Genomic DNA, 25,087 nt, shown 5'->3' with positions numbered 1-25,087 from the left:
ATGTATTTAAGCTTTTTTAATTTAAGTGAAATGCCTTTCACGCTAACCCCTAACACACAATTTTTTTGTGCACTTGAACCGCACCACGAAGCGATGCAAGTGCTAACAACAGCCATTGAAATGGGTGAGGGGTTTATTAAAGTCACCGGTGAAGTTGGGACAGGTAAAACGTTGCTTTGTAGAAAGCTATTAAACCAACTTGAGCCAGATTACATTGTGGCTTATTTACCTAACTCTTATTTAAGTCCTGAAGAGCTTAGATGGGCGATTGCAATTGAACTGGGTATGGATGTAGATAAAGCATTGGACCAACAAGCACTAGGGCAGCTTATAAATCATCACTTACTCGACTTACAAGAAGATAATGAGCGCGTAGTACTTTTGATAGATGAGGCGCAATGCTTGAGTTGGGAGACACTAGAGGCGCTGAGATTATTTACAAACTTAGAAACAGAAAGCGAAAAGCTGATTCAAGTTGTGTTATTTGGGCAACCTGAACTTGATGAAAAACTGGCAAACAATAAAGTAAGGCAGCTGCGCCAACGTATTAGTTTTTCTTATAAATTACGGGCGATGACTGGCGCTGAGGTTGTTTATTATATTAATCATCGCTTACAAGTTGCAGGATTTAATAGACCTCCTTTATTTAATAATAGTATGGGGCTTAAGATTGCCAGAGCAAGCCGTGGAATTCCTAGATTAGTTAATATTTTATGCCACAAAGCACTATTACAAGCTTACGGTGAAGGGTTAAATATAATAACAAATCGCCATATTCAGCTTGCCATAAAAGATACCGAAGACTGCGCAAAATATCGAACCGGTCAATATTGGAGCTACAGCGCGTTAATGTTTAGTGTTTTAGCTATTGCTGCCATATGGGTTTGGAGGCAGTGGTTATGAGCGTTATAAATAATATGCTTAAAAATATTGAGCAACGTGAAGCTAAACAAGTGAATATTCAAGAAGGTATAAGCGTAAAGCCAATATATGATGTAAAAAACATTGTATTTAAAGCCGCAATTTTACTTATTATGCTAAGTGTCATTTTTTTAGCATACCTGTATTTACCGACCGCCGACAAAAAAGAAACTCAACGAGAGTCTGTGCTACCACAGCAAAAAATGGTCGCGGTTTTGAGCTCTAATTTATCTGATTCTCAAGATGAAAAAAGCACTGTAGAGCCTTTAGTTGAGCAAGCAATTGTGAAGAAGGCTGTGCAAGTTGAGCAAATAAAACCAGAATTGAATGATTTAGCTGAATCCAAGTTGAGTGAAGCAACATTACAGGTTTCTCAACCAACGGCTGAGCCGGTTGTAATTGCCGAGGTTAAACAAAGCCCTGCACTAGCTAAAGATAATATGTTAGTGGCTAGCAAAGTTATTGTCAGCAAGCCAAAAATTACTTCAGTGACTAAAACTAAGCCACAAAATACTATGATCAAAAGCGCGGCAGAAACTAAGTCATCACAGGCTTTATTGGTCGAGCAATTAGCAGCAGCTAAACAGGCAATACAGTTTGGCTTATACAACGAAGCTATTAGTGATTTAAACATTATTTTAGCGCAATCGCCTTTACATGTTGAGGCTCGAAATTTACTGGCTGCAACTTACTTTAAACAACAAGATATAAATTCTGCACAGCAGGTTTTGCAATCAGGTATTCGCCAAAACCCTAACGTACTTGAATGGCGTGTAATGCTAAGCAAAATACTCATTATGCAACAACAGTATGAAGGAGTATTACTGCTTTTAAGTGATGAATTTGAATCCCAGGCGAATCTAGATTTTTGGGTGCTGCAAGGTACTGCTGCGCAAAGTGCGAGTAAGCACCATAAAGCACTTGAAAGCTTTAAACATCTTACACAGCTCCAGCCTAGTCAAGCCAAGTGGTGGCTTGCACTTGCAACCTCAAAAGATGCACTAGGAGAGTACCTCGATGCTAAACAGCTTTATAAGGTGGCTCTAGATTTAGGTGGGTTAAATACCGCTATGACCCAGCATGCATTACAGCGTTTAGTTGCACTAAAGGAGGCCGTATGAGACCTAGTTTAAAAATGCGCTTAGGCGATTTACTTGTCCACGAACACATGATCACTGAAGCGCAACTAAGTGAAGCATTAAATGTTCAAGCTGCAACGGGCCGTAAATTAGGTTCGACACTTATTACACTTGAGTTTATTAGTGAGCCACAGTTATTACGCTTTTTAGCGCAGCAATTACAGGTACCTTTTTTAGATATATCACAGCGAAAAATATCACACGATGTGTCTAAGCTTTTATCTGAGGTATATGCGCGTCGTTACAGAGCACTAGTAATCGAAGATAATGGTGACTCTGTTTTGGTCGGGATGAGCGACCCAGCTGATTTAAGGGGGCTTGATCAACTTGCGACTATGCTTGCTCCTAAACGAATAGATTTAGCTGTTGTACAAGAAAGCCAAATCATGGCTGCATTTGACAACGTATATCGTCGTACAGATGAAATTACCAACTTTGCAGCACAACTCCATGAAGAATATCAAGACGTAGAAGAATTTGATTTAAACTCTTTAGGTGATGAGACATCCGATGCAACCGTTGTAAAGTTACTGCAATCAATATTTGAGGACGCTGTGCAAGTTCGCGCATCTGATATTCACATTGAGCCAGATGAAGGTTTGCTTCGCATTCGTCAACGTGTAGATGGAATATTACAAGAGCACACTCTTAACCAAGTAAAAATAGCATCGGCACTAGTGCTACGTTTAAAGCTTATGTCAGGATTAGATATATCTGAAAAACGCCTCCCTCAAGATGGCCGGTTTAATATAAAAGTGCGCAGCCATAGTATTGATGTGCGCCTATCTACCATGCCGGTTCAGCATGGTGAATCAGTTGTAATGCGTTTGCTTGATCAATCTGCAGGATTATTATCGTTAGATGAAACGGGTATGCCGGCACACATATTAAAACGTGTGCGCAGCATTATAAAACGTCCACATGGCATGGTTTTAGTTACTGGGCCAACAGGCTCGGGTAAAACAACCACACTTTATGGTGCATTGAGTGAGTTAAACCAACAAGAAAGTAAAATTATTACCGTAGAGGATCCGGTTGAGTATCGTATTGGACGTATTAACCAGGTACAAATAAATAATAAAATAGGGCTAAGTTTTGCCAGTATTTTACGGACAGCTCTAAGGCAAGATCCTGACATTATAATGGTTGGCGAAATGCGTGACCAAGAAACCGTAGATATTGGATTAAGGGCCGCTTTAACAGGCCACCTAGTATTATCAACGTTACATACCAATGATGCAATTACCAGCGCTATGCGCTTAATCGATATGGGTGCACCGGCTTACTTAGTGGCAAGTTCACTGCGAGCGATTATTGCTCAGCGATTAGTAAGGCGAGTATGTAATGACTGTAGAGTACCGTACTTGCCAGATCGCCAAGAAATAAGTTGGTTAAAATATTTAGGCGAAGAGATTACAGATGCTCAATTTTCTAAAGGGCAAGGTTGCACAGCATGTAATCACACTGGTTATAAAGGACGTGTAGGTATTTTTGAGTTGCTCGAAATGGATGATGCAATGATGGATGCCTTACGAGTGAACGACACACAAGGTTTTGCGAAAGCCGCTAAAAATAGCGCAAACTTTTCGCCACTCTCAGCAATGGCATTAAATTACGCTAAGAAAGGTATTACCTCTTTAGATGAAGTATTTAAAGTGGCTGAATATATCCCAGAAATAGTAGGGGATATTGATGCAACTATATAGCTATAAAGCGAAAGACAGCAAAGGTGTATTGGTAAAAGGCCAATTAGAAGCGAGTAACCAAGCTGGCGTAGCTGATAGTTTAATGAAGCGTCAATTTATACCAATATCAATTTCTTTAGTTGAAACAAAAAATAATATTAAAATTTTTGATAATTTATTTGTCGAAAAAATAACGCTAGACGACATGATTATGTTTTCTAGGCAAATGTATTCGCTACTAAAAGCGGGTATTCCAATTATACGAGCAATGATTGGATTGGCAGATACAACACAAAATAAAGAATTTAAAAATGTATTGATGGAAGTTACCAGGCAACTTGAGCAAGGCCGGGACTTATCCAGTGCAATGGCAATTCATAACGAGGTATTTAGCCGCTTAACCGTGTCAATGGTAATGGTTGGTGAAGGTTCTGGCCGATTAGAAGATGCATTTTATCAACTCGCTATTTACTTTGAAAAAGAACAGGAAACTCGCAAACGAATAAAAGCAGCTATGCGCTACCCTACTTTTGTTATTTTGGCTCTTGTAGCAGCTATGGTTATTTTAAATATTTTTGTAATTCCTACCTTTGCTAGCATGTTTGCCAAATTCGATGCCGAATTGCCGTTAATGACTCAAATATTAATTGGTACTAGCAGCTTTTTTGTTAATTACTGGTGGTTATTGTTGGTAATGGGTATTGGAGCGGTATTTGCGTGGAAGCGTTATTTAAATACAGATGCCGGGCGCTTCAAGTGGGATCAATATAAATTAAAAATTCCATTTATTGGCGATATTTTAAAACGCACATTGCTTGCGCGCTACAGCCAAAGTCTAGCTATGGTATTGCGCTCTGGCGTACCTATGACCACGGGGTTATCGCTAACAGCGCATGCCGTAGATAATAGCTATATGGAAAAAGCGATTATTACTATGCGCCAAGATATAGAAAAAGGCGATAGCTTACTTAGAGCCTCAAAAAGTTCTGAGCTGTTTTCTCAGCTTGTATTACAGATGGTCGCCGTAGGTGAAGAAACCGGTCGGGTTGATGAGTTACTTCAAGAAGCAGCTGATTATTATGAGCGTGAAGTTGATTATGACTTACGAAGCTTAACTGCAAAAATAGAACCTATTTTAACTGTGTTTGTTGCCATTATGGTGCTGATTTTAGCATTGGGTATTTTTATGCCTATGTGGAACATGATGTCGGCAATTAAAGGGAATTAAGGTGAACACAACAATAGCTTACTCAAAAGGTTTCTCATTATTTGAGTTAGTTATTGTTGTTATTTTACTGGCAGTAATTTTGAGTTTTGCTATACCTCAATATATAGGTATTAAAAATCAAGCGCATAATGCAAGCGCAGATGCTATTGCGGGTAGTTTTTCATCGGCTATTGGCATGGTTAGAGGTCAATGGGAGTTAGAAGGGAGACCAAATAGTAAGACAAATATAACATTCGTTAATTATGGAGGAGTGATAGTTGCTGTTGATGGATCGTTAGGTACACCAACGGGTGATGAAACAGAAAAAAAAGATACTCGCGCAGAGTCTATAAATGCTCATAAATGCCGCCAAGTATTAAATGTAATTTTACAAGATGCACCAAGCAGTACCTTAAGTAGTGAAATATCGATAATAAAAAGTGTAAGTTTTTTAGTTAGGTACAATGCAGAAAGTACGCAATGCGTCTATTATTTAACTCATACCATTGATATTAAAAGTATACCAACCAATACGGGTGAAATATCAGGTTTAACAGGTTTTTCATACTTTGCTAAAACAGGCAAAGTAAAAATATTTAAAACTAAGTAATTAAAAAGAGGCTTATTTATGAAAACGCAATCGTTAAAAAGTTTACCAATGAATAAACAAGCAGGTTTTACACTTGTTGAATTGATCATCGTAATTGTTATTTTAGGCATTTTAGCCGTTACCGCAGCCCCTCGTTTTTTAAACTTGCAAGGTGATGCAAATGCTTCAACACTCGAAGGCTTACAAGGCTCTATTCGCAGCGGTATGAATATCGTAAACGGCAAGTCTATTATTGCTAGTGATCACAAAAAGGCAACGGCTACAGTTACTGTAGATACTGGTGTACCAGTACCTACTGTTTATGGTTACCCAGCAGCAACACTTGCTGCATTTGAAGCATTTTTAGATGTTAGCTTTGCTCCATCTACAGCACCAGACACAGATGACTTTAATATTGATGCGACAACAACAGGAACAGTTATTATATACCCTAATAGTTACATTGCTGATGATGAGTGCAGAATTGAATACATACAAGCAACTGCAACTACAGGGCCTGTTGTAGTAACGGCTCCTACAATTAATATTTTTACTGATGAATGTTAATTAATATTAAATGATAAGCAGTAGTAAGCAACGATTGCGTGGCTTCACACTCATTGAGTTAATTATTACTCTAGTGATATTGGGAATACTGTCGGTAACGGCAGTTCCCAAATTTCTGGGCAGCTCAACAGAAGACGCCTATTCGTATCGAGACCGTACTTTAAATGCACTTAGAACAGTGCAGTTACGTGCCATGCAAAATACAGCGACAACAAGTTGCCATACGCTTTATATAACCTCCACAATTATTGCTCCCCCCACACCTGATACATGTATCGGTGGCGCTGATACCAACAACACCGATCATTTAGTGGTACAAATAAACACGCAAATAAGTGATATAACATTTAGCGCTTTAGATAGTAACGCAAATATATTTACCCAAATTAGTTTTGATCCTTTAGGTAAATCAAATCAAACCTGCACTTCGCAGTGTCGAATAGATGTTGGATTAGCTGGCGTATGCATAAGTGGTGAAGGGCTTATATATGCGTGCCCTTAAAGTAAAAGGTTTTACTCTAATTGAGCTTATTATTGGCATAGTGATGTTTGCTATTGCATTAAGCATTATTACCGCTTTAATTGCCCCGCAAGCAAAAAAAAGTGCAGAGCCAATTATTGCTTTAAGAGCCTCTGAATTTGGTCAATCACTAATGAACGAAATTCAAAGTAAATCGTTTGATGAGCACAGCGATAGAAGCGCACCTTTTAGGCGTTGCGGCGAAACAACCTTGGGTGCTGAACCTTGTACCGCAGAGGGCGATTTAGGCGTCGATAACTTAGGGGCAGGCCTAGAAACCCGAACTAGTTATAACGATGTAGATGACTATATTGCACTGTCTAACCAGCCTATTACTAATAGCTTAGGAGAGGTGTTAAGCCAATACAGTGACTTTAACTTAGTTGTTACTGTTGAGTACGATAGCGACTTTAACGAATTGACCATCAACGATGGCACAACCTTTAAGCGTATTACTATTGAAGTAACATCACCCTTAGGCGAAGTTTACGGATTTAGTGCATATAAAGGGAATTACTAATGCAAAGAGCTAAATACCAAAATGCATTTACCCTTATAGAGCTATTACTTGTCATGGTTATTATTGGTGTTTTAGCCGTAAGTGCATTTTCGTTTATTGGTGCTGGGGTCAGTATTTATTCGCAAGGGGTTGAACGCCAAGAAGCAGTAGCCCAGGCCCGCTTTTTAATAACGCGACTTAGTAAAGAGCTTCGCCACGCTACGCCAAACTCTTTAAGGCTCTCTTGCGATAACAGTACTAGCGGAGCGTGTAGTGCTCAGCAGTGCTTAGAATATACGCCGTTTTTATCAGCGACTCACTATACAAATTACCTACCTACCGTAGCGCCTTTTAATGTTAGCGCTGTTGATTTTGAACTTAATAACTTAACGCAGCCGCAAGCTGGAGATTGGGCAACTATTTACCCATTAAGCAGTGCTGATATATACGATGAGAATAATAATAAGCGTTTGCAAGTATCAGCATTTAATAGTTCAGCGAGCGAAATTGATGAGTGGCAATTTAGCAAAGCATTTACCCAAGAGTCGCCGAGTAAACGCCTTTATTTACTTTCAGAACCTGTAAGTTTTTGCGTTGAAGGGCAGTATTTATATAGATATACCAATTACGGTTTTACTGTTAATCAATTAGATGCCGTGAGCTTACAAATAAGCAGTGGTGTTAAACGTGATTTATTAGGTATTTACATTGCCAATAATTTAGCGAGCGATTTATTTTTTACTCTTGATGCGCTCTCCCTACAAAGAAACGCTGTGCTTAATGTGAATGCGCAAATGCAATTTAACGATACTGAAGTAATGAACTTTAACCATGAGGTACATATTCCTAATGTACCTTAAAAAAAATCCTCACGGAAAAGCCTTACCCAGTAAACAAAAAGGGAACTTAATAATTGTTTCTTTGGTAATTATTGTTGCTTTATTAGCACTAGGATTAGCATCAGTTAAAGTGCTTTCTGGTGCATCTCAACAAAATACGATTGAGTATTATGGGGCTCGCGCTTTTATGGCAGCACAAAGCGGCCTAGAAAGTGGTTTAACGCAACTATTTCCAATAAATAGCTCAGTTCAAAGCTGTGCATCAGTTACTACTGATTTAACCTACCAAACTACATATTTAGCCAACTGTAAGGTCGAAGTGAATTGTAGCGAATATATAGGCTTACCTGATAGCAGTACAACAAACGGGCTTGTGAATATATATTACTTACAAAGCAGTGCAACGTGCGCCGCAATTGATTGCCCTGCAGGGAGTAGCTGCAGAAAAGATTATTGGCAAACACAAAGAACGCTCAGTCTGGAGGCTAAAACTTTACCATGATGAAAAATGCATTGGTCACTATATTTTTTAGCTGCGTGTTACTTTGTAATTACGCAAATGCAGTGCCTCCAAAAATCGAAGGCCGTTATATAGAGCTGCAAGATACATATACATCGCCTGTTTGGACAAAAGTTAATTTTCAACAGCAATATATAACGCCTCCTGCTGTTTTTATGCTCTCAACAAACCAAGGCGGAAACCCTGCAATAATAAGAATACGTAATATAACCACAACTAGCTTTGAGGCCTTACCGCTTGAACCTTCAGGAGAGGATGGCGGGCATATTAGTATGGGAGCGCACTATTTAGCTATTGAGTATGGTGTGCATCAATTTCCAGACGGCACAATTATGGAAGTAGGTAATACTGATCTATTACTCGAATTACAGTATGGCTCTAAGTCTGGTTTTGCTCCACTAACACCTAAAGGCTATAAGCCTTTAACATTTGCTGAACCGTTTACTCAAAGGCCAAACTTTTTTCATTCGTTACAAACACTCAATAGCATAGACAGCAATCCACCTTCTGAGGCATTAATTCCGTTTTTAACAGTTGCAGTAGAAAGTAATTCTCTATCTGCCAGCGGCGTTAATATTGCTTTAGAAGCATCTGAAACAGCACTTGGGCTTATAAAAACCGAAACTGTTGCTTATATGGCCGTAGAGCCAGGAAGTAACCGCACATTTTCTGACGATAATGGCGTTGAGGTATCATGGGAAACTTTTTTCACAGGCTTTGAAGTTGACGGCTGGAGCAATGGCTGTAATTACTTTAGTTTTACTAATAACTTTAGTGTGGCTCCGTTAGTTGTAGCAAGTAAAAACTCACGCCAAGAAGATGATGGCGGGTGGCTACGCAGCTGTAACCTGCGAACTGACAGGTTAGGGCTTGTTGTTGACGAAGATCGTGATGGCGATAACGAGCGCCGTCACGTAAACGAGGAAGCATCAATACTCGCCATGACCAGTACCTTTGTATTTAATGGTGATATTTTAGATTGTGATACGTTATTCCCGGGCGCTATTTCTACTTATAACAATGGTGAAGTGCAGCTGGTGCAGGGAGTAGAAATAACCGATGGTAATGCGCAGTTTGTCACCACCACAAGTTTAATTTCTACAGCGCTGACGAGCCCTCCTTTGTGTAATGGTCAGGCGTGTGTTGCTGGTGGTTATAACTCTTTAGAACCGAATCAAGCGGCGCAGGTGCCAACGGTTACAAACGATGGTAGTTTAACAGGGCCCGTACCTACTTCTTTAGCTGGCGACTATTATTACGATGAGTTGCAGTTAAGTATGCTGGAAACAGAGTACAGAGTAACAGCGCCTACACGTATTTTTTTAAAAGACACAACCTCACTTCTATCAACTTCATTTTTGAATATAGGTAAAACAAATATAGTAGTAGAAACTGGCGCGTACTTGGCTATTTATGTGGATGGTGCGGTTGCTATTGCAGCCGATGCAAATATTGCGGGCTATATTGTTGCCACTGGTGAGGTAAGAATCGCTCAAAATGTAACGTATCAGGGATCAATTACATCGGCTACTCAAATTATTACCGAAGGGAGCTCAACGTTTGACGCTTTACCAGTACCCGAAAGTATCCCTGGTTTTTGTGGTATTTATACACCAGAAACACTGGATCATTATCGTTTAACAATAAGCGATAACAAAGGTCTAACGTGTGAAGCTAAAGAAATGACACTAACAGCCTGCGCTAATGATGCCTGCGATTTATTATTTGCTGAGCCGTCTAGTTTAAACCTTTCTCCAGATAATAGTGGTCAGCAAAGTTGGGTTACAGGGGAGAATATTAATTTTACAGGCTCAACAACTGTTGAGTTTGCTAAACGTATAACTGGTAGCGTTACATTTGGATATAACACTGCTGATCCTTCTGCACCTCTTCGTTGTTATATCGGTGGTAATAATGTTGGTTTGAGTGGCTGTAAAGTTACGTTTTCTGATGCTGGATTTATTTTTAATAATGATACAGATGGAAATACTACAATTCCTACTCAGTTATCAGCAAAGCCTTCAAATACTGGATTTAATGCAAAAGCGCTATCTATTCAAGCGGTAAAAACAAATACCACTACGGGCGTATGCGAAGCTGCATTTCCCGCTGGTGGCGATGTAAGCTTAGATTTATCGTATACATGCAGTGCTGGTGCAAGTTGCTCTGATACGGTTTCACTTAGTAACAACAATAATACCTTTGCGGTCGAGCAAGCAGCTAAATCGTTCACGCTAAACTTTGATAGTGAGTCTAAAGCCCCGATTGTTATAAATTATCCCGATGCAGGAAAGTTGAGTTTAAATGTAAAAACCAACTTAATTTTAGATCCTATTACTAACCTGTCAGTAAATTTAACGGGTAGTTCAAATGAATATGTCGTAAAACCTTTTGGATTAGCCATGGAGGTAGCAAGTGATGGTTATGCAGCAGATGCCAATGGAAGTTTATTTAGATTAACGGGCGAAGCATTTGATTTGAAAATGAATGCGGTGCAGTGGCAAACAGGGCAAGACACTAACAACGATGGTTTCCCAGACAACTACAGCAATATTACAAATAACAGTATAGCTAAGCATTTTATTACAGAGCAACCACTTGTAGAGGCATTACTTAAAGCGCCTACGCCAGGTATTCAAGGTACGCTTGAAGCGATGAGCACTGTTGCCTTTAATGATACAGGTAGTTTGAGTGAATCTATATCGCAATATAATTACGACCAAGTTGGCATCATTGATTTAACAGCAGGCCTTCAAGATGCCGATTATTTTGGTGCGGGAGATGTAAAAGGTGAGCTATATAACGTTGGTCGTTTTGCACCTTCGCAGTTTCAGGTAGTGGGGGTTCAAGCTGCCGCGCAATGCACGCAATACGGCAGTAATTTAACTTATCTTGATCAACCTTTTGAACTTGGCTTTACAGTACAAGCACAAAATCAAAATGGTGAGCTAATGGCTAATTATAAAGAGGGCTTTGATAAGTCCAGTGTAGACGTTAATGCCGAAAATAATGAAGTAGGTAACTATGTACCTGCAACTAATTTTACTAGCCGCTTAGTAAACCTAGGAAATAACAACTGGGGAGATATAAGCGACGGCCAATGGCAAATGAGCCAACTCAACACGACACTTAAAAGATTAGGTGTAGGGCAAGCAGACGGACCGTTCGCTATGGTGAGCTTAATGGCAACACTTTCTGACATAGAAGGGGCAACACTTATTGATGCAAATGATAAACCTAATACACAAACAGTATGCTCGGGTGGTTGTAATAGCGTACGACTAAATGCATTGCCAATAGAGTTTAGGTTTGGACGTTTAGTCCTTGGCAATAACGCAGGCTCCGATCTCGACCCTTTACTTATTCCTATGCAGGCTCAGTATTACAACGGCAGTGGATTTGTAAATAACGCTGAAGATAACTGTAGTGTATTTGATCACACCCAAATCACTCAAATATCACCTAGCAGCCCACAATTAACCTATAAATATGGGACTGGTGTATCTGGCCAGCTAGAAGCGGGAGTGTATCCGGCAGATAACGGTATTTATGCACAGCCAAATGGTTTGGGTGAATTGACCTTAGAATATAATACTTATGATTGGTTAAAGTGGGATTGGCAGGGCGATGGAACACTGCTTGATCCTCGTACTATTTTACAATTTGGACGCTTTAGAGGAAATGATCGGGTTATTTACTGGCGTGAAACACGCGAATAGTTGTAAACTAATATAATAATTGAACAAAGCTTGTGTTTTGTGCTGCAAGTACATAGCATAAGGCTTTAATTATAAAAAATAATAACGACCAAATAATTGCCGCTTTTTGGGACTGGAATATATGCAAATTACTCCTTTATCTCTGTTAATTTCAGCTAGTTTGTTAGCTAGTAGTGCATTTGCACAAGACACAGCTACAGTGACTGGAATTGACTCAGAGATTAGTGTTAAACAGACAGAATACGATAACTCGACAAGAATACTTGAAAAACATCTTAAAGAAGAAAGTCAGTTACAAAATCAATTAGAGCTACTTCGTTCTCGTTCTACAGAGCTAGATAAAGAAAAAAACCAAGCGCTCGATGCGATGAACGAAATGTACCGTCGTTTAATTGACGATCCCACTATTAATATTAGTGCGGCTCAATCACGCTATCAAAAAGCGGTGATTGATCATAAGCAAAATAAAGATGATATTTCTATGCAGTTGGCGGCAATTGCATCCCACCGTAAAGATATAGAACAAATTCGTGTTGCTAAGCATACGCTTTTAAATACATTAGAAAGTTTAAAAGAGCAGTTAACTACAGCCCGCGTAGAGCGTTTACGTAACGAGTTTACACGTGAAGGTACGCTTGAGGTTAACCACACTATTAACTGTAAGCGAACAGAAACGCTAGCAGCATGTGAGCAACGCGGTCAGCAAATGGGTCTACAAAAAGCAACTAAACGCTTTGTTGATCAAATTTTTGCAAATCTAACAGAAGAGCGCATTGTTGAGCCAAAACGCAATTTGGCGGGCGCTCAAGTACAAATATTAAGTAGCCATGTAGTTAACAGTGCATTTAGCGGCCAAGGTAATTACAACGTTAACTTAAGCGTAACTATGCGCGGCGAAGTTAATAGCAGCCGTTTATGTAGCTTATTAAGCATAGATAACCGCTATTGTTCTGAGTACGGCACGCCACTTACGGCTGCTTATCAACCAGCGTATAACAATACATTTACCGATAGTCAGTTAACATTCAGTAATAGCGCGGATAATAGCAACACGGTGTCGGTTTCTCGTTTAAATGAGCAGCCAGTACGTGATTATTCAGTTAAACCTGCATCGGTGAAAAAAGATTACCCTTCTATCCTTAATAAGAAGAAGGATCAATCAGTAGAGCTAACATTACGATCAAACGTATACGACGATGAAGTGTTTATCGATGGTGTAAGCTTTGGCTCAACACGCTTGATTACACGTTTACCGCCGGGCATTCATAACATTGAAATACGTAAACTTGGTTATAAACCTTATCAAGCACGTGTTGATTTGAATAAAGCGCAAACAATTAATGCAAATTTAGTAAAAAAGCCTAAGTCGATTGCTGCACCGACCTATACTCGAGAGCAACCAGAAGTAACAACACGCCAGGTTAGTGAAAACGTTAATGTATTAAATGCAAACGTTGAAACGCCGGTTGTCGTTATTCCTGCAGGCAAATTTAAAATGGGCGATATTAACGGCAATGGTTTAGCTAATGAACGTCCAGTAATTGAAAAAGTAATAGCAAATTCTTTCGCTATGCAAAGTAAAGAAGTAACCGTGGGTGCCTACGAAAAGTTTGTAGCAAATACAGGTTATAAAACTCAAGCGGAAAAGAATAAAGGGTGTGCGTATTATTTAAATGGCGAACCAGTATGGGAAGCAAATTTAAATTGGCGTAATCCTGGTTTTGAGCAAGGCAGTGACTTTCCTGCTGTATGTTTAACTTATAACGATGCAAAAGCTTACGCTGAGTGGTTATCTGGTCAAACAGGACAGCAATTTCGTTTACCTAACGAAGTTGAGTGGGAATACGCAGCACGCGCAGGAACTGAAACAGAATACCCTTGGGGTAACGAAATTGGTAAAAACCTAGCTAACTGTGGTTGGTGTGGTAGTGAATGGTCAAACAGACGTGCATCACCAGTAGGTTCTTTTTCTCCAAATGCATTTGGATTATACGATACCGTAGGCAATGTATGGGAATGGACCGATAAAGAATCAGGTGAGTCTGATGTAGCAGTAAGAGGCGGAGCGTGGAACTTTGCACCAAGCCTTGCTCGTGCATCTACGCGTTTAATTTTAGCGCCTGATTTTAGATCTAACTACATTGGTTTTCGCTTAGTTCGCGAACGATAAAACTCAATTAAGGAAGCTTTGCTTCCTTTTTTCACAAATTCACAAAGGCGCTGCGCTTTATATTGCTCATATAGTTGAGCATGTTAAAGTGAGGCAGCTAATATAAGAACGTATTTCAAAGGTCATCCAGCCTCATGTTTAAAAAACTCCGTGGTATTTTTTCTAACGATCTATCGATCGACTTGGGTACAGCCAATACCCTAATTTATGTAAAAGACGAAGGCATTGTATTAAATGAACCTTCTGTTGTTGCTATCCGCCAAGAGCGTGCTGGTGGACCTAAAAGTGTTGCATCTGTAGGTACAGAAGCAAAGCTTATGTTAGGTCGTACACCGGGTAATATAAAAGCGATTCGTCCAATGAAAGACGGTGTTATTGCTGACTTTTTTGTAACAGAAAAAATGTTACAACACTTCATTAAACAAGTGCATAACAATAACTTTATGCGTCCAAGTCCGCGTGTACTAATTTGTGTACCGTGTGGTGCTACTCAAGTAGAAAAACGTGCAATACGTGAATCTGCAATGGGTGCAGGTGCTCGTGAAGTTTACTTAATTGAAGAACCAATGGCAGCAGCTATTGGCGCAGGCTTACCAGTATCAGAAGCAACCGGTTCTATGGTGGTTGATATTGGTGGTGGTACAACTGAAGTTGCTATTATTTCACTTAACGGCGTTGTTTACTCATCATCTGTTCGTATTGGTGGTGATAAGTTTGACGAAGCTATCATTAATTATGTACGCCGTAACTTTGGTAGCTTAATTGGTGAAGCGACAGCTGAAAATATTAAGCATCAAATTGGTTCTGCGTTTAAAACTGATGAGCCAATCGAAATTGAAGTGCGCGGTCGTAACCTTGCTGAAGGTGTTCCGCGTTCATTCACACTTAACTCACACGAAATCCTAGAAGCTCTACAAGAGCCATTAATGGGTATTGTGAGTGCAGTAATGGTTGCGCTTGAGCAATCACCACCAGAGCTGGCATCAGATATTTCTGCACACGGTATGGTACTTACTGGCGGTGGCGCATTGTTAAAAGATTTAGACCGTTTATTAATGGAAGAAACGGGTATTCCGGTTGTTGTTGCTGATGATCCACTTACATGTGTTGCACGTGGTGGTGGTAAAGCACTTGAAATGATCGATGTTCATGGTGGTGACGTTTTTAGTTACGACTAATGAAATTAATGTTTGGACGCACAGTCTCTTTGCAACTGCGACTTTTTGTCGCAGTGCTTTTGAGTATCGTACTCATTGTTGGAGACAGATATACGCAAGGTGGTACCGTTGTTCGTACCAGCCTCAATACCTTAGTTAGCCCACTAATTTATGTTGCTAATTTACCCTACGAATTATTTAGCTTAAGTGCTAAAAGCCTGCATACGCGAGAGCAACTTCTTACTGAAAATGAAGCGCTGAAAAAAAAGCAAATGCTACAAAGCGAGCAACTTCAGCAGTATCAATTTCTAGCCAGAGAAAACCAAAAACTACGCGCCTTATTAGGCTCATCTGCAAAGCAATCAAATCGTAAAATTATTGCTCAAGTACTTTCTGTGCATTCAAACCCGTATAGCCATCAAGTTGTTATAAATCGTGGTACCACCGATGGACTTAGTGAAAGCCAAGCCGTCATTGATGAGATGGGTGTAGTAGGGCAATTAACTAAAGTAGGGTCAACTACGTCACGCGTATTACTCATGACCGACACTACGCATGCCACACCTGTGCGTATACTGCGTAACGATGTACGAACGGTTGTTGAGGGCATAGGTAAAATTAACGTCGTTAAGCTCTCTCACGTTCCGCACAGCTTAGATGTGCGAATTGGCGATGTACTTGTTACATCAGGATTAGGTGGCACATTCCCAGAGGGATACCCGGTGGCTGTAGTAACCGAAATAAATCGTGATGAAGGCCGCCCGTTTGCACAAGTTTTTGCAGAACCTATTGCGCAATTAGATCGCATTCGTTTGCTGGTTATTTTATGGCGTAATCAACAGGAGCAAATCAGCGATGATTAACCGTTATTCATTGTTAATTGCGCTAAGCATCTTTTTTGCGTTAATAATGGCATTAATGCCGCTCCCTTTTTCGTTTGAACCATTTAGACCTGACTGGGTTTTACTTGTACTTATGTATTGGTCGTTGGCAGTACCGCATCGTTTAAATATTGGTACTGCTTGGGTTGTTGGTTTATTAATAGATTTAGCATCTGGCTCACCGCTAGGTGTGAACTCGCTTACATTTTCAATATGTATATTTGTAACCGCGAGCAACTTTCAAAAAATTCGTAACTTTTCGCTTTGGCAACAAAGCTTATTAATTGGTTTGTTTTTAACGCTGTATCATTTAATGCAGTTTTGGCTAAATCACTTTTTGTTAGGGGTTTACTTTAATCCACAGTATTTATGGCCAGTAGCAACCGGAATGGTTAGTTGGTTTTGGGTGTTTTTACTACTTCGTAAATATCGCAGACATTTTAGGATCAGGTAATGACTACCGCAGTATATTTGGCATCAGCCTCTCCCCGTCGTAAAGAGTTATTAAGCCAATTAGGTGTCGAATTTACACAATTTAGTGTTGATGCAGATGAAAGCCCACTTCCAAACGAGCAACCTAGAGCACTTGTTGAACGTTTAGCTCGCTTGAAAGCCCAAAGCGGTGTAGAGCTTGGATATACCGATCGCCCTGTACTTGGTAGTGATACTGTGGTTGTTATCGATAACGAATCACTGGGTAAACCTCGTGATAAAAACGATTTTATACACACATTAAAACGTTTATCAGGTAACACACATCAAGTACTTACCGCAGTTGCATTTGCGACGCAAAATGATGTGCTTAGCTGTGTTGTAAGCACAGATGTCACCTTTAAAACTTTAACTGATGAAGAAATAAATACCTACTGGGATTCTAATGAGCCACAAGATAAAGCCGGTGGCTACGGTATCCAAGGTTTAGGTGGTCGCTTTGTAACTCACATTGCGGGTAGCTATTTTTCTGTTGTAGGCTTACCTTTATATGAAACCGAACAATTATTAAAAACATTCTTAAGAAGGTAACATGAGTACAGAATTACTGATCAATGTCACACCGAGCGAAAGCCGTGTTGCCCTAATAGAAAACGGTGTACTGCAAGAAATACAGCTAGAGCGAATTGGTAATCTAGGTATTGTAGGCAATATTTACCTAGGAAAAATAAGCCGTGTACTTCCGGGTATGCAGGCTGCTTTTGTTGATATCGGCCTTGAAAAAGCGGCATTTTTGCATGCATCCGATATTGTAAATAGTGCCTCTATTGTTGAAGGTGTAGACGACGTACCAATAAAAAAAGTACAAGATATTAGAGAGTTAGTTCGTCAAGGCCAATACATTATGGTGCAAGTGGTAAAAGATCCGCTAGGCACTAAAGGCGCAAGACTCACCACTGATATAACTATTCCTTCTCGCTATTTAGTGTTTATGCCAGATGCGACCCATGTAGGGGTTAGTCAGCGTATTGAAACTGAGGAAGAGCGCTCACGCCTTAAAAAAATAGTCGCAGAATATGGCGACGAAAATGGCAGCTTTATTGTACGTACAGCAGCCGAAGGCGCTAGCGAAGCAGAATTACGACACGATGCCGGTTTTTTAAGAAAACTGTGGGAAAAAATTACAGCTCGTCGCAAAAAAACCAGTAAAGCCAGTATTCTACACGAAGATTTAACGCTTGCCTTTAGAACCCTACGTGACTATGTAGGCGAAGATATGGAGCGCATTCGCGTTGACTCTAAACTTACTCATGAAGAGCTAAAGTTATTTACTGAAGAGTTTGTTCCACAACTGTCTCAAGTACTCGAATACTATCCAGGTGAGCGACCTATATTTGATTTGTTTGACGTTGAAAACGAAATTCAAAAAGCACTACATCGTAAAGTTACACTAAAATCAGGTGGTTATATAATTATTGACCAAACAGAAGCGATGACGACTGTTGATGTTAATACTGGTGCATTTGTAGGACATCGTAATTTAGAAGAAACGATTTTTAATACCAACGTAGAAGCAACCTCTGCAATTGCTCGCCAGCTTAGGCTGCGTAATTTAGGTGGTATTATCATTATCGACTTTATCGATATGGTAAGTGAGGATCATAAGCGCCGAGTATTACATTCACTTGAATCAGCACTTGCAAAAGATCGCACTAAAACGAATATCAATGGGCTTTCAGCACTTGGGCTTGTTGAAATGACGCGTAAACGTACACGCGAAAGCTTAGAGCATATTTTATGTGATGTATGTCCTGCGTGTTCTGGTCGTGGTTCACAAAAAACAGTTGAAACGGTTTGCTACGAAATACTACGTGAAATAGTGCGTGTTAACCGAGCATACGCTGCCGATAAGTTTATGGTGTACGCAGCACCTGCTGTGAGCGAAGCTTTACTAAACGACGAGTACCACAACCTTGCCGAGCTTGAACTATTTATTGGTAAGCAAGTCAATATTCAAACAGAGAGCTTATACAGCCAAGAACAGTTTGATGTGGTAATGATGTAATGAAAGCAAAAGCGGTCTGTTTTTTTTGTTTTAGGAAGTTATGGCAGACTTGCGCCATAATTTTGGTATTACTGGCCGTTATTGTTTCAATTTTAAAATATACCCTCCCGTATGCAAACGAATACAAAGGTAATATAGAAAGCTATTTACACGAAAAGTTTGAAATAAGCTTATCTATTGGCGAAATATCAGCAAGTTGGCAGGGCAGTGGTCCTGCATTAGTACTAGAGAATTTATCGTTTAAAGATAACGAAACTGCACCAATATCACTCACCATTGCTAAAACCAGCTTAGAGCTAAACTTATGGGAAAGCTTAAAAGCACTGCAACTTAGATCTAATTATTTTGTTATTAATGGTTTTCATACCAGTGTAAATATCACCAACTTATTTAAAACCGGTGACAACGACGAAGTCTCTTTTGAGCAAAAAGAGCTAATTGAAGAACTGTTTTTGGGTAAAACGGGTCATTTTGCAATAGAAAATTCCAGTATTAACTTTGTTCTAGAAGACGGTAAAGAGCGTAAGTTACTCCTCAAAAATATTGTTTGGCAAAATGAAGATGAGCAGCATCTTGGTAGTGGGAGCTTAGCATTGCCGGGTATTTCGGTCGGTGATTTTGATGCGCGAATAGCACTTACTGGCGATACCCTAGAGCAAGTTGCGGGCGATATTTATGTGCAGGCTAATAAGGTCGATGTATCTAACTGGTTAGCGCAATATATAAATACGCAAAAGCAACAACTGCATAGCGATATTAATTTACAAGCGTGGCTAAAACTAGATAAAGGTTTTGTAAGCGATATAAAAATGCAGTGGCTACCAAGCTTTGTGCGTTGGCAGCGAGAAGAGCAAAGCCAACAAGTTAGCTTGAGTGAAGGTGGATTCCATCTATATCCCGAGCAAAATAGCTGGCACTTAAAAAGCACCGGTTTAACATTTAATAGTAACGATAAAGCATGGCCAAGTTTAGAGTTTGAAGCTCAACTAGGGGCGAAAAATGAAGTGTGGCTCCATCAAGTTGATTTTGAATTACTTAGTAACCTAGCAGGGCTAAGTAATTTTGATGCACTTGAACCATTTTTAGAGCGCCAACCTAGCGGGCAAATAGATCACGCTTATTTAAATTTTTCTAATGCACAGCAATGGCAATTATGGTTTGAGGCTGACAATATTGGTTGGCAAGAATTAAGATCGGTACCTGCAGCACAAGGACTTAGAGTAAATGGTTTACTTAATCAAAGTAGTGGTCGAATAAATTTATTTGGCGAAAATGGCACATTAGTTACAGGCGAAAGCTTTAGTAACGACATAAATTATAATCAGCTAAATGTAGAGCTAGATTTAGCTAAGCGAGATGATGGCTGGCATATAAGTAGTGACAATATCTGGTTTGATAATGATGAAGTTACTCTTGCTGCAGAATTACAAATTAGTCTAACAGATGATCCTCGATTAGATCTTTACGCAGAAGCGTTCGCTCCAGATGCCAATATTGCAGGTCATTACTTTCCATTAAAAGCGATGAGCCCTGAACTTGTTAGCTATTTAAATGGTGCAATTAAAGGCGGAGAAGTATCTAAAGCACAGGTCTTATTTGCAGGGCCTTTGTCTGGTTTCCCATTTACTGATGGTAGTGGTCAGTTTGATGTATTAGCACAAATAGATAATGCAACCTATGAGTTTGACCCTGATTGGCCAGCGGTCACTAATGCTAATGTACAGCTACATTTTGCTAATGAGCGGATGGACATATATAGCCAGCAAGGCAAGTTGGTTAATTTAGATATTGGTAATAGTGTACAGGTAAGCATTGCAGATTTAATGGATGCTGATGAACTTATTGTGCAAATTGATAAAAAAGCAGAGATGGAAAAGTTACATGACTTTTTTGCAGCGACACCTATTGCCAAACCTCTTGCTGAAATTTTTAAAGTTGTACAGGGCAAAGGCGAAGCCGATGCCAGTATTGAGCTTTTAGTAGGCTCTAAGTTTAAAGGCGGAGCCAGTGTTAGCGGCAAAGTTAATTTAAATGACTTGCCAGTATTTATAGCAACGCCAGGTATTGAGCTTAAAAACTTAACTGGCGAGCTTAATTTTAAAAACGACAATATCACACTTAAAAATGCGACTGCGAAATGGTTGGGCATGCCGCTAATTATTGATTACAGCAGTAAAAGTGATGCAAAAAATTACCAAGCAAACATAGATATAAACGCCAAAATTGATGCCGATACACTAATAGATAGTGGACAAGGTATATTGAAAAATTATTTAAGCGGGCAAAGTGATGTTGATATTGGCTTAGTACTTAATTTTGAAGAACAAGGTTTTAATTACCGCGCCCAAGTTACTTCGGAGCTATTTGGTTTAACAAGTAATCTACCTGCACCTTATAATAAAAATAGTGAACAAGTGTGGGCGCTTGATGCAGTAGTGCAAGGTGATGATATTTCTAATCTCATTACAGCAAACGCTAATCAACAGTTTTACTTTAATGCTATTTTAGAAAATGGTAAATCACAGTTTAGCAATGTCCATTTTGTGCTTGGAAAACAAGATTTAGGATTAAACCAAAAAGATTTAAGCGTAAATATAAATCTTGAACAGAGTGAACTAGTGCCTTGGTTTGATCTGATTGATCAAATAATTAAAGCTGGTAAAGCAAACCCAGATCAAGAATCAAAAGGGATTATGCCACCGCTTAATGAGGTGGTCGCAAATATAGGTTTACTTGATGCGAGTAACATCATTTTTAATGATTTTGAAATGCGTTTAGCACCATCAAAAGACGATCTATATCTAAAGCTAAATGCTAAAGAACTTAGAGCTGGGGTTTTTATTCCTACATCACAGCCTAGCCAGCCCATACGAATTAATGCCGATTACTTAAGGCTTAATTTTGCACCGCACAATGAGCAAGCACTTGAAATAACAGATGTACTTCCTGAGAAAGACTTGAGCTGGCTTACTAAAATACCTGCTATTGAGTTTGAATGTAGTGATTGCAAAATTGATCGCTATCAGCTTGATAAAGTGAGTGCGTCATTATTAGGAGATGGAGAGCGTTTATCAATATCAGAACTTGTAGTCGATAAAGGAAATCATGTGCTGCGCACTAAAGGGCAGTGGCAAAATGGCTTAACAACGCTAAGTGGCGAGCTTAAAAGTGATGACATAGGCGCACTGTTTGGTGAGTTTGATATAACCTCCGCGATTAAAGATTCAAAAGCCGATCTAAATTATGATCTTACTTGGCAAGCAGCACCTTATGATTTTGATGTGAAAACTTTAAGCGGTGAGGTGGACTGGGATTTAGGAGAAGGTCATTTAACTGAAGTAAGCGATGGCGGGGCACGCGTATTTTCGTTACTGAGCCTTGATTCATTAGTACGCAAGCTGAAACTTGATTTTAGAGATGTATTTTCAAAGGGCTTTTTTTATAACAGCATGCAAGGCACTATGCAGTTAGAAAACGGTATTGCTTACACTAAAGATACCAAAATGGACGGTGTACCTGCCGATTTAACCATTAAAGGTTATGCAAATTTAAACACGCTTGATATAGATTATGATCTTGCTGTAGCGCCGCAGGTAACCTCGAGTATTCCGGTTATAGTTGCATGGATGGTAAACCCAGTAACAGGGCTTGCTGCCTTAGCAATTGATAAAGTTATTCATTCTGCGCGCGTCATCTCAGAGATCAACTTTAAAGTAACGGGTAAAATGAACGATCCTATTGTTCAAGAACTCGACAGAAAAAGTCGTGAAGTTACGCTTCCTCAAGCTGCGCAAAATCAGCCACAAGCATCAATCGATTTAAAACTTAAAGATGCACAAGTAACAGTAACGCAATGAACAAAACTGAAATACTAAGCACTCCCACAATAGTTGCCCTGCAAATGTGTTCAGGGCTAAACCCTGATGACAACATAGCAAGCTTAAAGCGTGCACTTAAAACACTCCCCGCAACAAGACCATTACTTGTTTGTTTGCCTGAGGCTTTTTTAGTGTTTAGTAAAAGTGGTAACGATACGTTACGTGTTGCTAAGCAAGTTGAGCGATACAAACTACAACTTAGTGAATTGTGCCAACACCATAATATTTGGTTAAATGCAGGGACAATGCCTGAGCCATTTAACAAACATAAATATTATGCAGCATCGCACTTATATAATAATCAAGGCGAGCTGGTTACAACGTATAACAAAATACATTTATTTGATGTAAACGTAGATGATCAAACAGGTAGCTATCGAGAGTCAGATTTTACCCAAGCAGGTAGCGATGTGGTTGTTGTTGATTCTCCCTTTGGTAAAATAGGCTTAACAGTATGTTATGATCTGCGCTTTAGTGGCTTATTCAACGAACTAGTACGCCAAGGCGCCGATATTATTTTAGTACCCAGTGCATTTACAGTCGTCACAGGACAAGCGCATTGGCAGCCATTATTAGCAGCTCGCGCAATAGAAACACAATGTTATGTAGTTGCAGCAGCTCAGTACGGTACACATGAAAATGGCCGACAAACATATGGCCACAGTATTATTATTTCGCCTTGGGGAAGTATCCTGAGTGAATTGCCAACAGGCACCGGTTTTATAAGCTGCAACGCAGATTTAGACCAGTTACAAAAAATTAGACGAGATATGCCCGTGCAGTCTCATCAACGATTTAGAGAGCATTTATTATGAATTCGGTTGAACAGCATTTACTACACGACAGCCAGCTAAATAGAGAAGAGCTCGAAAAAACGCTCGCTTACATACATCAGCATAAAGTGGATTACGCCGATTTATATTTTCAATCAAGCCACCACGAATCATGGGTGCTTGAAGACGGCTTAGTTAAAGAAGGCTCTTATAACGTTGAACGTGGCGTTGGTGTACGTGCTGTAAGCGGCGAAAAAACAGGTTTCTCTTACTCTGATGCAATAAATCTTGAAGCGCTAAATAAAGCGGCTACAGCGGCTCGTAGTATTGCAGATGCCGGCGAAGATAGAGCGATTAAAGTATTTAGTGATGTTAAAGCTAAAGAGCAGTTTGCACCGCATCAGCCAATTTCGAGTATGAGCGATACCGACAAGGTGAGCTTATTACGCGAACTCGAAAACTATATTCGTGAGCTAGCACCCGATGCAGAGCAAGTAATTAGTTCAATGTCAGCGGTATACGAAGAAGTATTAATCGCAGCAAGTGATGGTACGTTTGCCACAGATATTCGCCCGCTTATTCGTTTAAACTGCTCAGTACTGCTTGAAAAAAATGGTCGCCGTGAACGCGGTGGCGCAGGTGGTGGTGCACGTTTAGATTATGGTTACTTTAAAGAGCTTGTTGATGGTAAACCACGTTGGATGGAATTTGCCGAAGAAGCAGTACGCCAAGCTAAAGTAAATCTTGAGGCTATTGATGCACCTGCAGGCACGATGGAAGTTGTACTTGGTAATGGTTGGCCTGGCGTGCTTTTACACGAAGCGGTAGGGCACGGACTTGAAGGCGACTTTAACCGTAAAGGCGCGTCTGCATTTAGTGGTAAAGTGGGCCAAAAAGTAGCATCTGAGCTGTGTACAGTTGTTGATGATGGCACCATGGCCGATCGCCGTGGCTCACTTAATGTAGATGACGAAGGCACACCAGCCGCTTACAACGTACTCATCGAAAACGGTATTTTAAAAGGCTATATGCAAGATAAGCTAAACGCGCGTTTAATGGGTGTAAGCCCTACAGGTAACGCACGCCGTGAGTCGTATGCACATTTACCAATGCCTCGCATGACTAATACCTACATGTTAGGTGGAGAGCACAGCCAAGCCGATATTATAAGCTCAGTTAAAAAAGGGGTATTCGCGCCTAACTTTGGCGGCGGGCAAGTTGATATAACGTCAGGTAAGTTTGTATTTAGCGCATCAGAAGCGTATTTAATCGAAAATGGTAAAATTACCCAACCAATTAAAGGCGCAACGCTTATTGGTAATGGCCCAGAAGTAATGCAGCAAATATCGATGGTTGGTAACGACTTAGCACTTGATAAAGGTGTTGGTGTTTGTGGTAAAGATGGTCAAAGCGTACCGGTAGGTGTAGGCCAACCAAGCCTTAAAATTGATCGGTTAACAGTTGGTGGTACAGCTTAAATATTACTCAAGCGCGAAGTGAATTCGCGCTTTTTGTTTTAATGAAGG

General features: G+C 39.9%; 20 protein-coding genes. All 20 read left to right on the top strand.

Going from position 1 to position 25,087, the window contains the following annotated elements; all coding sequences use genetic code 11:
- The 20 genes from I6F42_RS10580 to tldD all read left to right on the top strand — a co-directional run bounded on the left by I6F42_RS10580 (nt 1) and on the right by tldD (nt 25,039).
- Nucleotides 1-903: an ExeA family protein gene (locus I6F42_RS10580; RefSeq protein WP_024607418.1), complete on the top strand. Its 903-nt coding sequence runs from the start codon at nt 1-3 to the stop codon at nt 901-903.
- Nucleotides 900-2,042 (top strand): tetratricopeptide repeat protein, encoded by a 1,143-nt coding sequence (locus I6F42_RS10575; protein ID WP_197152093.1) that lies wholly within the window; start codon nt 900-902, stop codon nt 2,040-2,042. The genes I6F42_RS10580 and I6F42_RS10575 overlap by 4 nt, the downstream gene beginning before the upstream one ends.
- A complete protein-coding gene (locus tag I6F42_RS10570) occupies nt 2,039-3,766 on the top strand; it encodes a GspE/PulE family protein (protein WP_024589866.1) in 1,728 nt (575 codons plus the stop codon). The genes I6F42_RS10575 and I6F42_RS10570 overlap by 4 nt, the downstream gene beginning before the upstream one ends.
- A complete protein-coding gene (locus I6F42_RS10565) occupies nt 3,753-4,973 on the top strand; it encodes a type II secretion system F family protein (protein ID WP_010553774.1) in 1,221 nt (406 codons plus the stop codon). The genes I6F42_RS10570 and I6F42_RS10565 overlap by 14 nt, the downstream gene beginning before the upstream one ends.
- 1 nt (nt 4,974) lies before the next feature.
- Nucleotides 4,975-5,562 carry a Tfp pilus assembly protein FimT/FimU gene (locus I6F42_RS10560; RefSeq protein ID WP_010553773.1) on the top strand — a complete coding sequence of 196 codons (588 nt, stop codon included), beginning with the start codon at nt 4,975-4,977 and terminating at the stop codon, nt 5,560-5,562.
- An 18-nt stretch (nt 5,563-5,580) separates the two neighbouring features.
- On the top strand, nt 5,581-6,108 hold the full coding sequence (locus I6F42_RS10555) for a prepilin-type N-terminal cleavage/methylation domain-containing protein (protein WP_010553772.1): 528 nt from the start codon (nt 5,581-5,583) through the stop codon (nt 6,106-6,108).
- Between the two features lie 10 nt (nt 6,109-6,118).
- Entirely contained in the window at nt 6,119-6,610 is a 492-nt protein-coding gene (locus I6F42_RS10550; protein ID WP_197152092.1) for a type II secretion system protein, read from the top strand.
- Nucleotides 6,597-7,148 (top strand): type II secretion system protein, encoded by a 552-nt coding sequence (locus I6F42_RS10545; RefSeq protein WP_197116343.1) that lies wholly within the window; start codon nt 6,597-6,599, stop codon nt 7,146-7,148. The genes I6F42_RS10550 and I6F42_RS10545 overlap by 14 nt, the downstream gene beginning before the upstream one ends.
- Entirely contained in the window at nt 7,148-7,987 is an 840-nt protein-coding gene (locus I6F42_RS10540) for a type II secretion system protein J (protein WP_197152091.1), read from the top strand. Before I6F42_RS10545 ends, I6F42_RS10540 begins: the two co-directional genes overlap by 1 nt.
- Nucleotides 7,977-8,468 (top strand): agglutinin biogenesis protein MshP, encoded by a 492-nt coding sequence (locus I6F42_RS10535; protein ID WP_197152090.1) that lies wholly within the window; start codon nt 7,977-7,979, stop codon nt 8,466-8,468. The genes I6F42_RS10540 and I6F42_RS10535 overlap by 11 nt, the downstream gene beginning before the upstream one ends.
- A complete protein-coding gene (locus tag I6F42_RS10530) occupies nt 8,465-12,205 on the top strand; it encodes an H-type lectin domain-containing protein (protein WP_197152088.1) in 3,741 nt (1,246 codons plus the stop codon). Before I6F42_RS10535 ends, I6F42_RS10530 begins: the two co-directional genes overlap by 4 nt.
- Before the next feature lie 121 nt (nt 12,206-12,326).
- On the top strand, nt 12,327-14,375 hold the full coding sequence (locus I6F42_RS10525) for a formylglycine-generating enzyme family protein (RefSeq protein WP_197152086.1): 2,049 nt from the start codon (nt 12,327-12,329) through the stop codon (nt 14,373-14,375).
- Nucleotides 14,376-14,509: 134 nt separating this feature from the next.
- Nucleotides 14,510-15,553, top strand: a complete 1,044-nt coding sequence (locus I6F42_RS10520) for a rod shape-determining protein (protein ID WP_007586338.1) — start codon at nt 14,510-14,512, stop codon at nt 15,551-15,553.
- Nucleotides 15,553-16,395 carry a rod shape-determining protein MreC gene (gene mreC, locus I6F42_RS10515; protein WP_010553767.1) on the top strand — a complete coding sequence of 281 codons (843 nt, stop codon included), beginning with the start codon at nt 15,553-15,555 and terminating at the stop codon, nt 16,393-16,395. The genes I6F42_RS10520 and mreC overlap by 1 nt, the downstream gene beginning before the upstream one ends.
- On the top strand, nt 16,388-16,867 hold the full coding sequence (gene mreD, locus I6F42_RS10510) for a rod shape-determining protein MreD (protein WP_007586341.1): 480 nt from the start codon (nt 16,388-16,390) through the stop codon (nt 16,865-16,867). Before mreC ends, mreD begins: the two co-directional genes overlap by 8 nt.
- On the top strand, nt 16,867-17,436 hold the full coding sequence (locus tag I6F42_RS10505) for a nucleoside triphosphate pyrophosphatase (protein ID WP_007586343.1): 570 nt from the start codon (nt 16,867-16,869) through the stop codon (nt 17,434-17,436). Before mreD ends, I6F42_RS10505 begins: the two co-directional genes overlap by 1 nt.
- Before the next feature lies 1 nt (nt 17,437).
- Nucleotides 17,438-18,910, top strand: a complete 1,473-nt coding sequence (gene rng, locus I6F42_RS10500) for a ribonuclease G (RefSeq protein ID WP_007586345.1) — start codon at nt 17,438-17,440, stop codon at nt 18,908-18,910.
- The gene (locus I6F42_RS10495) at nt 18,910-22,767 is read left to right on the top strand and encodes a YhdP family protein (RefSeq protein ID WP_197152083.1); all 3,858 of its coding nucleotides are present in this window, start codon (nt 18,910-18,912) and stop codon (nt 22,765-22,767) included. The genes rng and I6F42_RS10495 overlap by 1 nt, the downstream gene beginning before the upstream one ends.
- On the top strand, nt 22,764-23,603 hold the full coding sequence (locus I6F42_RS10490) for a carbon-nitrogen hydrolase family protein (protein ID WP_197152082.1): 840 nt from the start codon (nt 22,764-22,766) through the stop codon (nt 23,601-23,603). The genes I6F42_RS10495 and I6F42_RS10490 overlap by 4 nt, the downstream gene beginning before the upstream one ends.
- Nucleotides 23,600-25,039, top strand: a complete 1,440-nt coding sequence (tldD, locus tag I6F42_RS10485) for a metalloprotease TldD (protein ID WP_101163214.1) — start codon at nt 23,600-23,602, stop codon at nt 25,037-25,039. Before I6F42_RS10490 ends, tldD begins: the two co-directional genes overlap by 4 nt.
- Nucleotides 25,040-25,087: the final 48 nt, after the last annotated feature.

Source organism: Pseudoalteromonas sp. SWYJZ12 (assembly GCF_015864395.1).
Lineage (GTDB): Bacteria > Pseudomonadota > Gammaproteobacteria > Enterobacterales > Alteromonadaceae > Pseudoalteromonas > Pseudoalteromonas arctica.
This window is presented reverse-complemented; position numbering and strand designations above follow the sequence as displayed.

Excerpts from the sequence above, each read along its gene's own strand:
- I6F42_RS10580 (WP_024607418.1), top strand. The coding sequence starts at position 1 with ATGTATTTAAGCTTTTTTAATTTAAGTGAAATGCCTTTCACGCTAACC.
- I6F42_RS10575 (WP_197152093.1), top strand. The coding sequence starts at position 900 with ATGAGCGTTATAAATAATATGCTTAAAAATATTGAGCAACGTGAAGCT.
- I6F42_RS10570 (WP_024589866.1), top strand. The coding sequence starts at position 2,039 with ATGAGACCTAGTTTAAAAATGCGCTTAGGCGATTTACTTGTCCACGAA.
- I6F42_RS10565 (WP_010553774.1), top strand. The coding sequence starts at position 3,753 with ATGCAACTATATAGCTATAAAGCGAAAGACAGCAAAGGTGTATTGGTA.
- I6F42_RS10555 (WP_010553772.1), top strand. The coding sequence starts at position 5,581 with ATGAAAACGCAATCGTTAAAAAGTTTACCAATGAATAAACAAGCAGGT.
- I6F42_RS10550 (WP_197152092.1), top strand. The coding sequence starts at position 6,119 with ATGATAAGCAGTAGTAAGCAACGATTGCGTGGCTTCACACTCATTGAG.
- I6F42_RS10545 (WP_197116343.1), top strand. The coding sequence starts at position 6,597 with ATGCGTGCCCTTAAAGTAAAAGGTTTTACTCTAATTGAGCTTATTATT.
- I6F42_RS10540 (WP_197152091.1), top strand. The coding sequence starts at position 7,148 with ATGCAAAGAGCTAAATACCAAAATGCATTTACCCTTATAGAGCTATTA.
- I6F42_RS10535 (WP_197152090.1), top strand. The coding sequence starts at position 7,977 with ATGTACCTTAAAAAAAATCCTCACGGAAAAGCCTTACCCAGTAAACAA.
- I6F42_RS10530 (WP_197152088.1), top strand. The coding sequence starts at position 8,465 with ATGATGAAAAATGCATTGGTCACTATATTTTTTAGCTGCGTGTTACTT.
- I6F42_RS10525 (WP_197152086.1), top strand. The coding sequence starts at position 12,327 with ATGCAAATTACTCCTTTATCTCTGTTAATTTCAGCTAGTTTGTTAGCT.
- I6F42_RS10520 (WP_007586338.1), top strand. The coding sequence starts at position 14,510 with ATGTTTAAAAAACTCCGTGGTATTTTTTCTAACGATCTATCGATCGAC.
- mreC (WP_010553767.1), top strand. The coding sequence starts at position 15,553 with ATGAAATTAATGTTTGGACGCACAGTCTCTTTGCAACTGCGACTTTTT.
- mreD (WP_007586341.1), top strand. The coding sequence starts at position 16,388 with ATGATTAACCGTTATTCATTGTTAATTGCGCTAAGCATCTTTTTTGCG.
- I6F42_RS10505 (WP_007586343.1), top strand. The coding sequence starts at position 16,867 with ATGACTACCGCAGTATATTTGGCATCAGCCTCTCCCCGTCGTAAAGAG.
- rng (WP_007586345.1), top strand. The coding sequence starts at position 17,438 with ATGAGTACAGAATTACTGATCAATGTCACACCGAGCGAAAGCCGTGTT.
- I6F42_RS10495 (WP_197152083.1), top strand. The coding sequence starts at position 18,910 with ATGAAAGCAAAAGCGGTCTGTTTTTTTTGTTTTAGGAAGTTATGGCAG.
- I6F42_RS10490 (WP_197152082.1), top strand. The coding sequence starts at position 22,764 with ATGAACAAAACTGAAATACTAAGCACTCCCACAATAGTTGCCCTGCAA.
- tldD (WP_101163214.1), top strand. The coding sequence starts at position 23,600 with ATGAATTCGGTTGAACAGCATTTACTACACGACAGCCAGCTAAATAGA.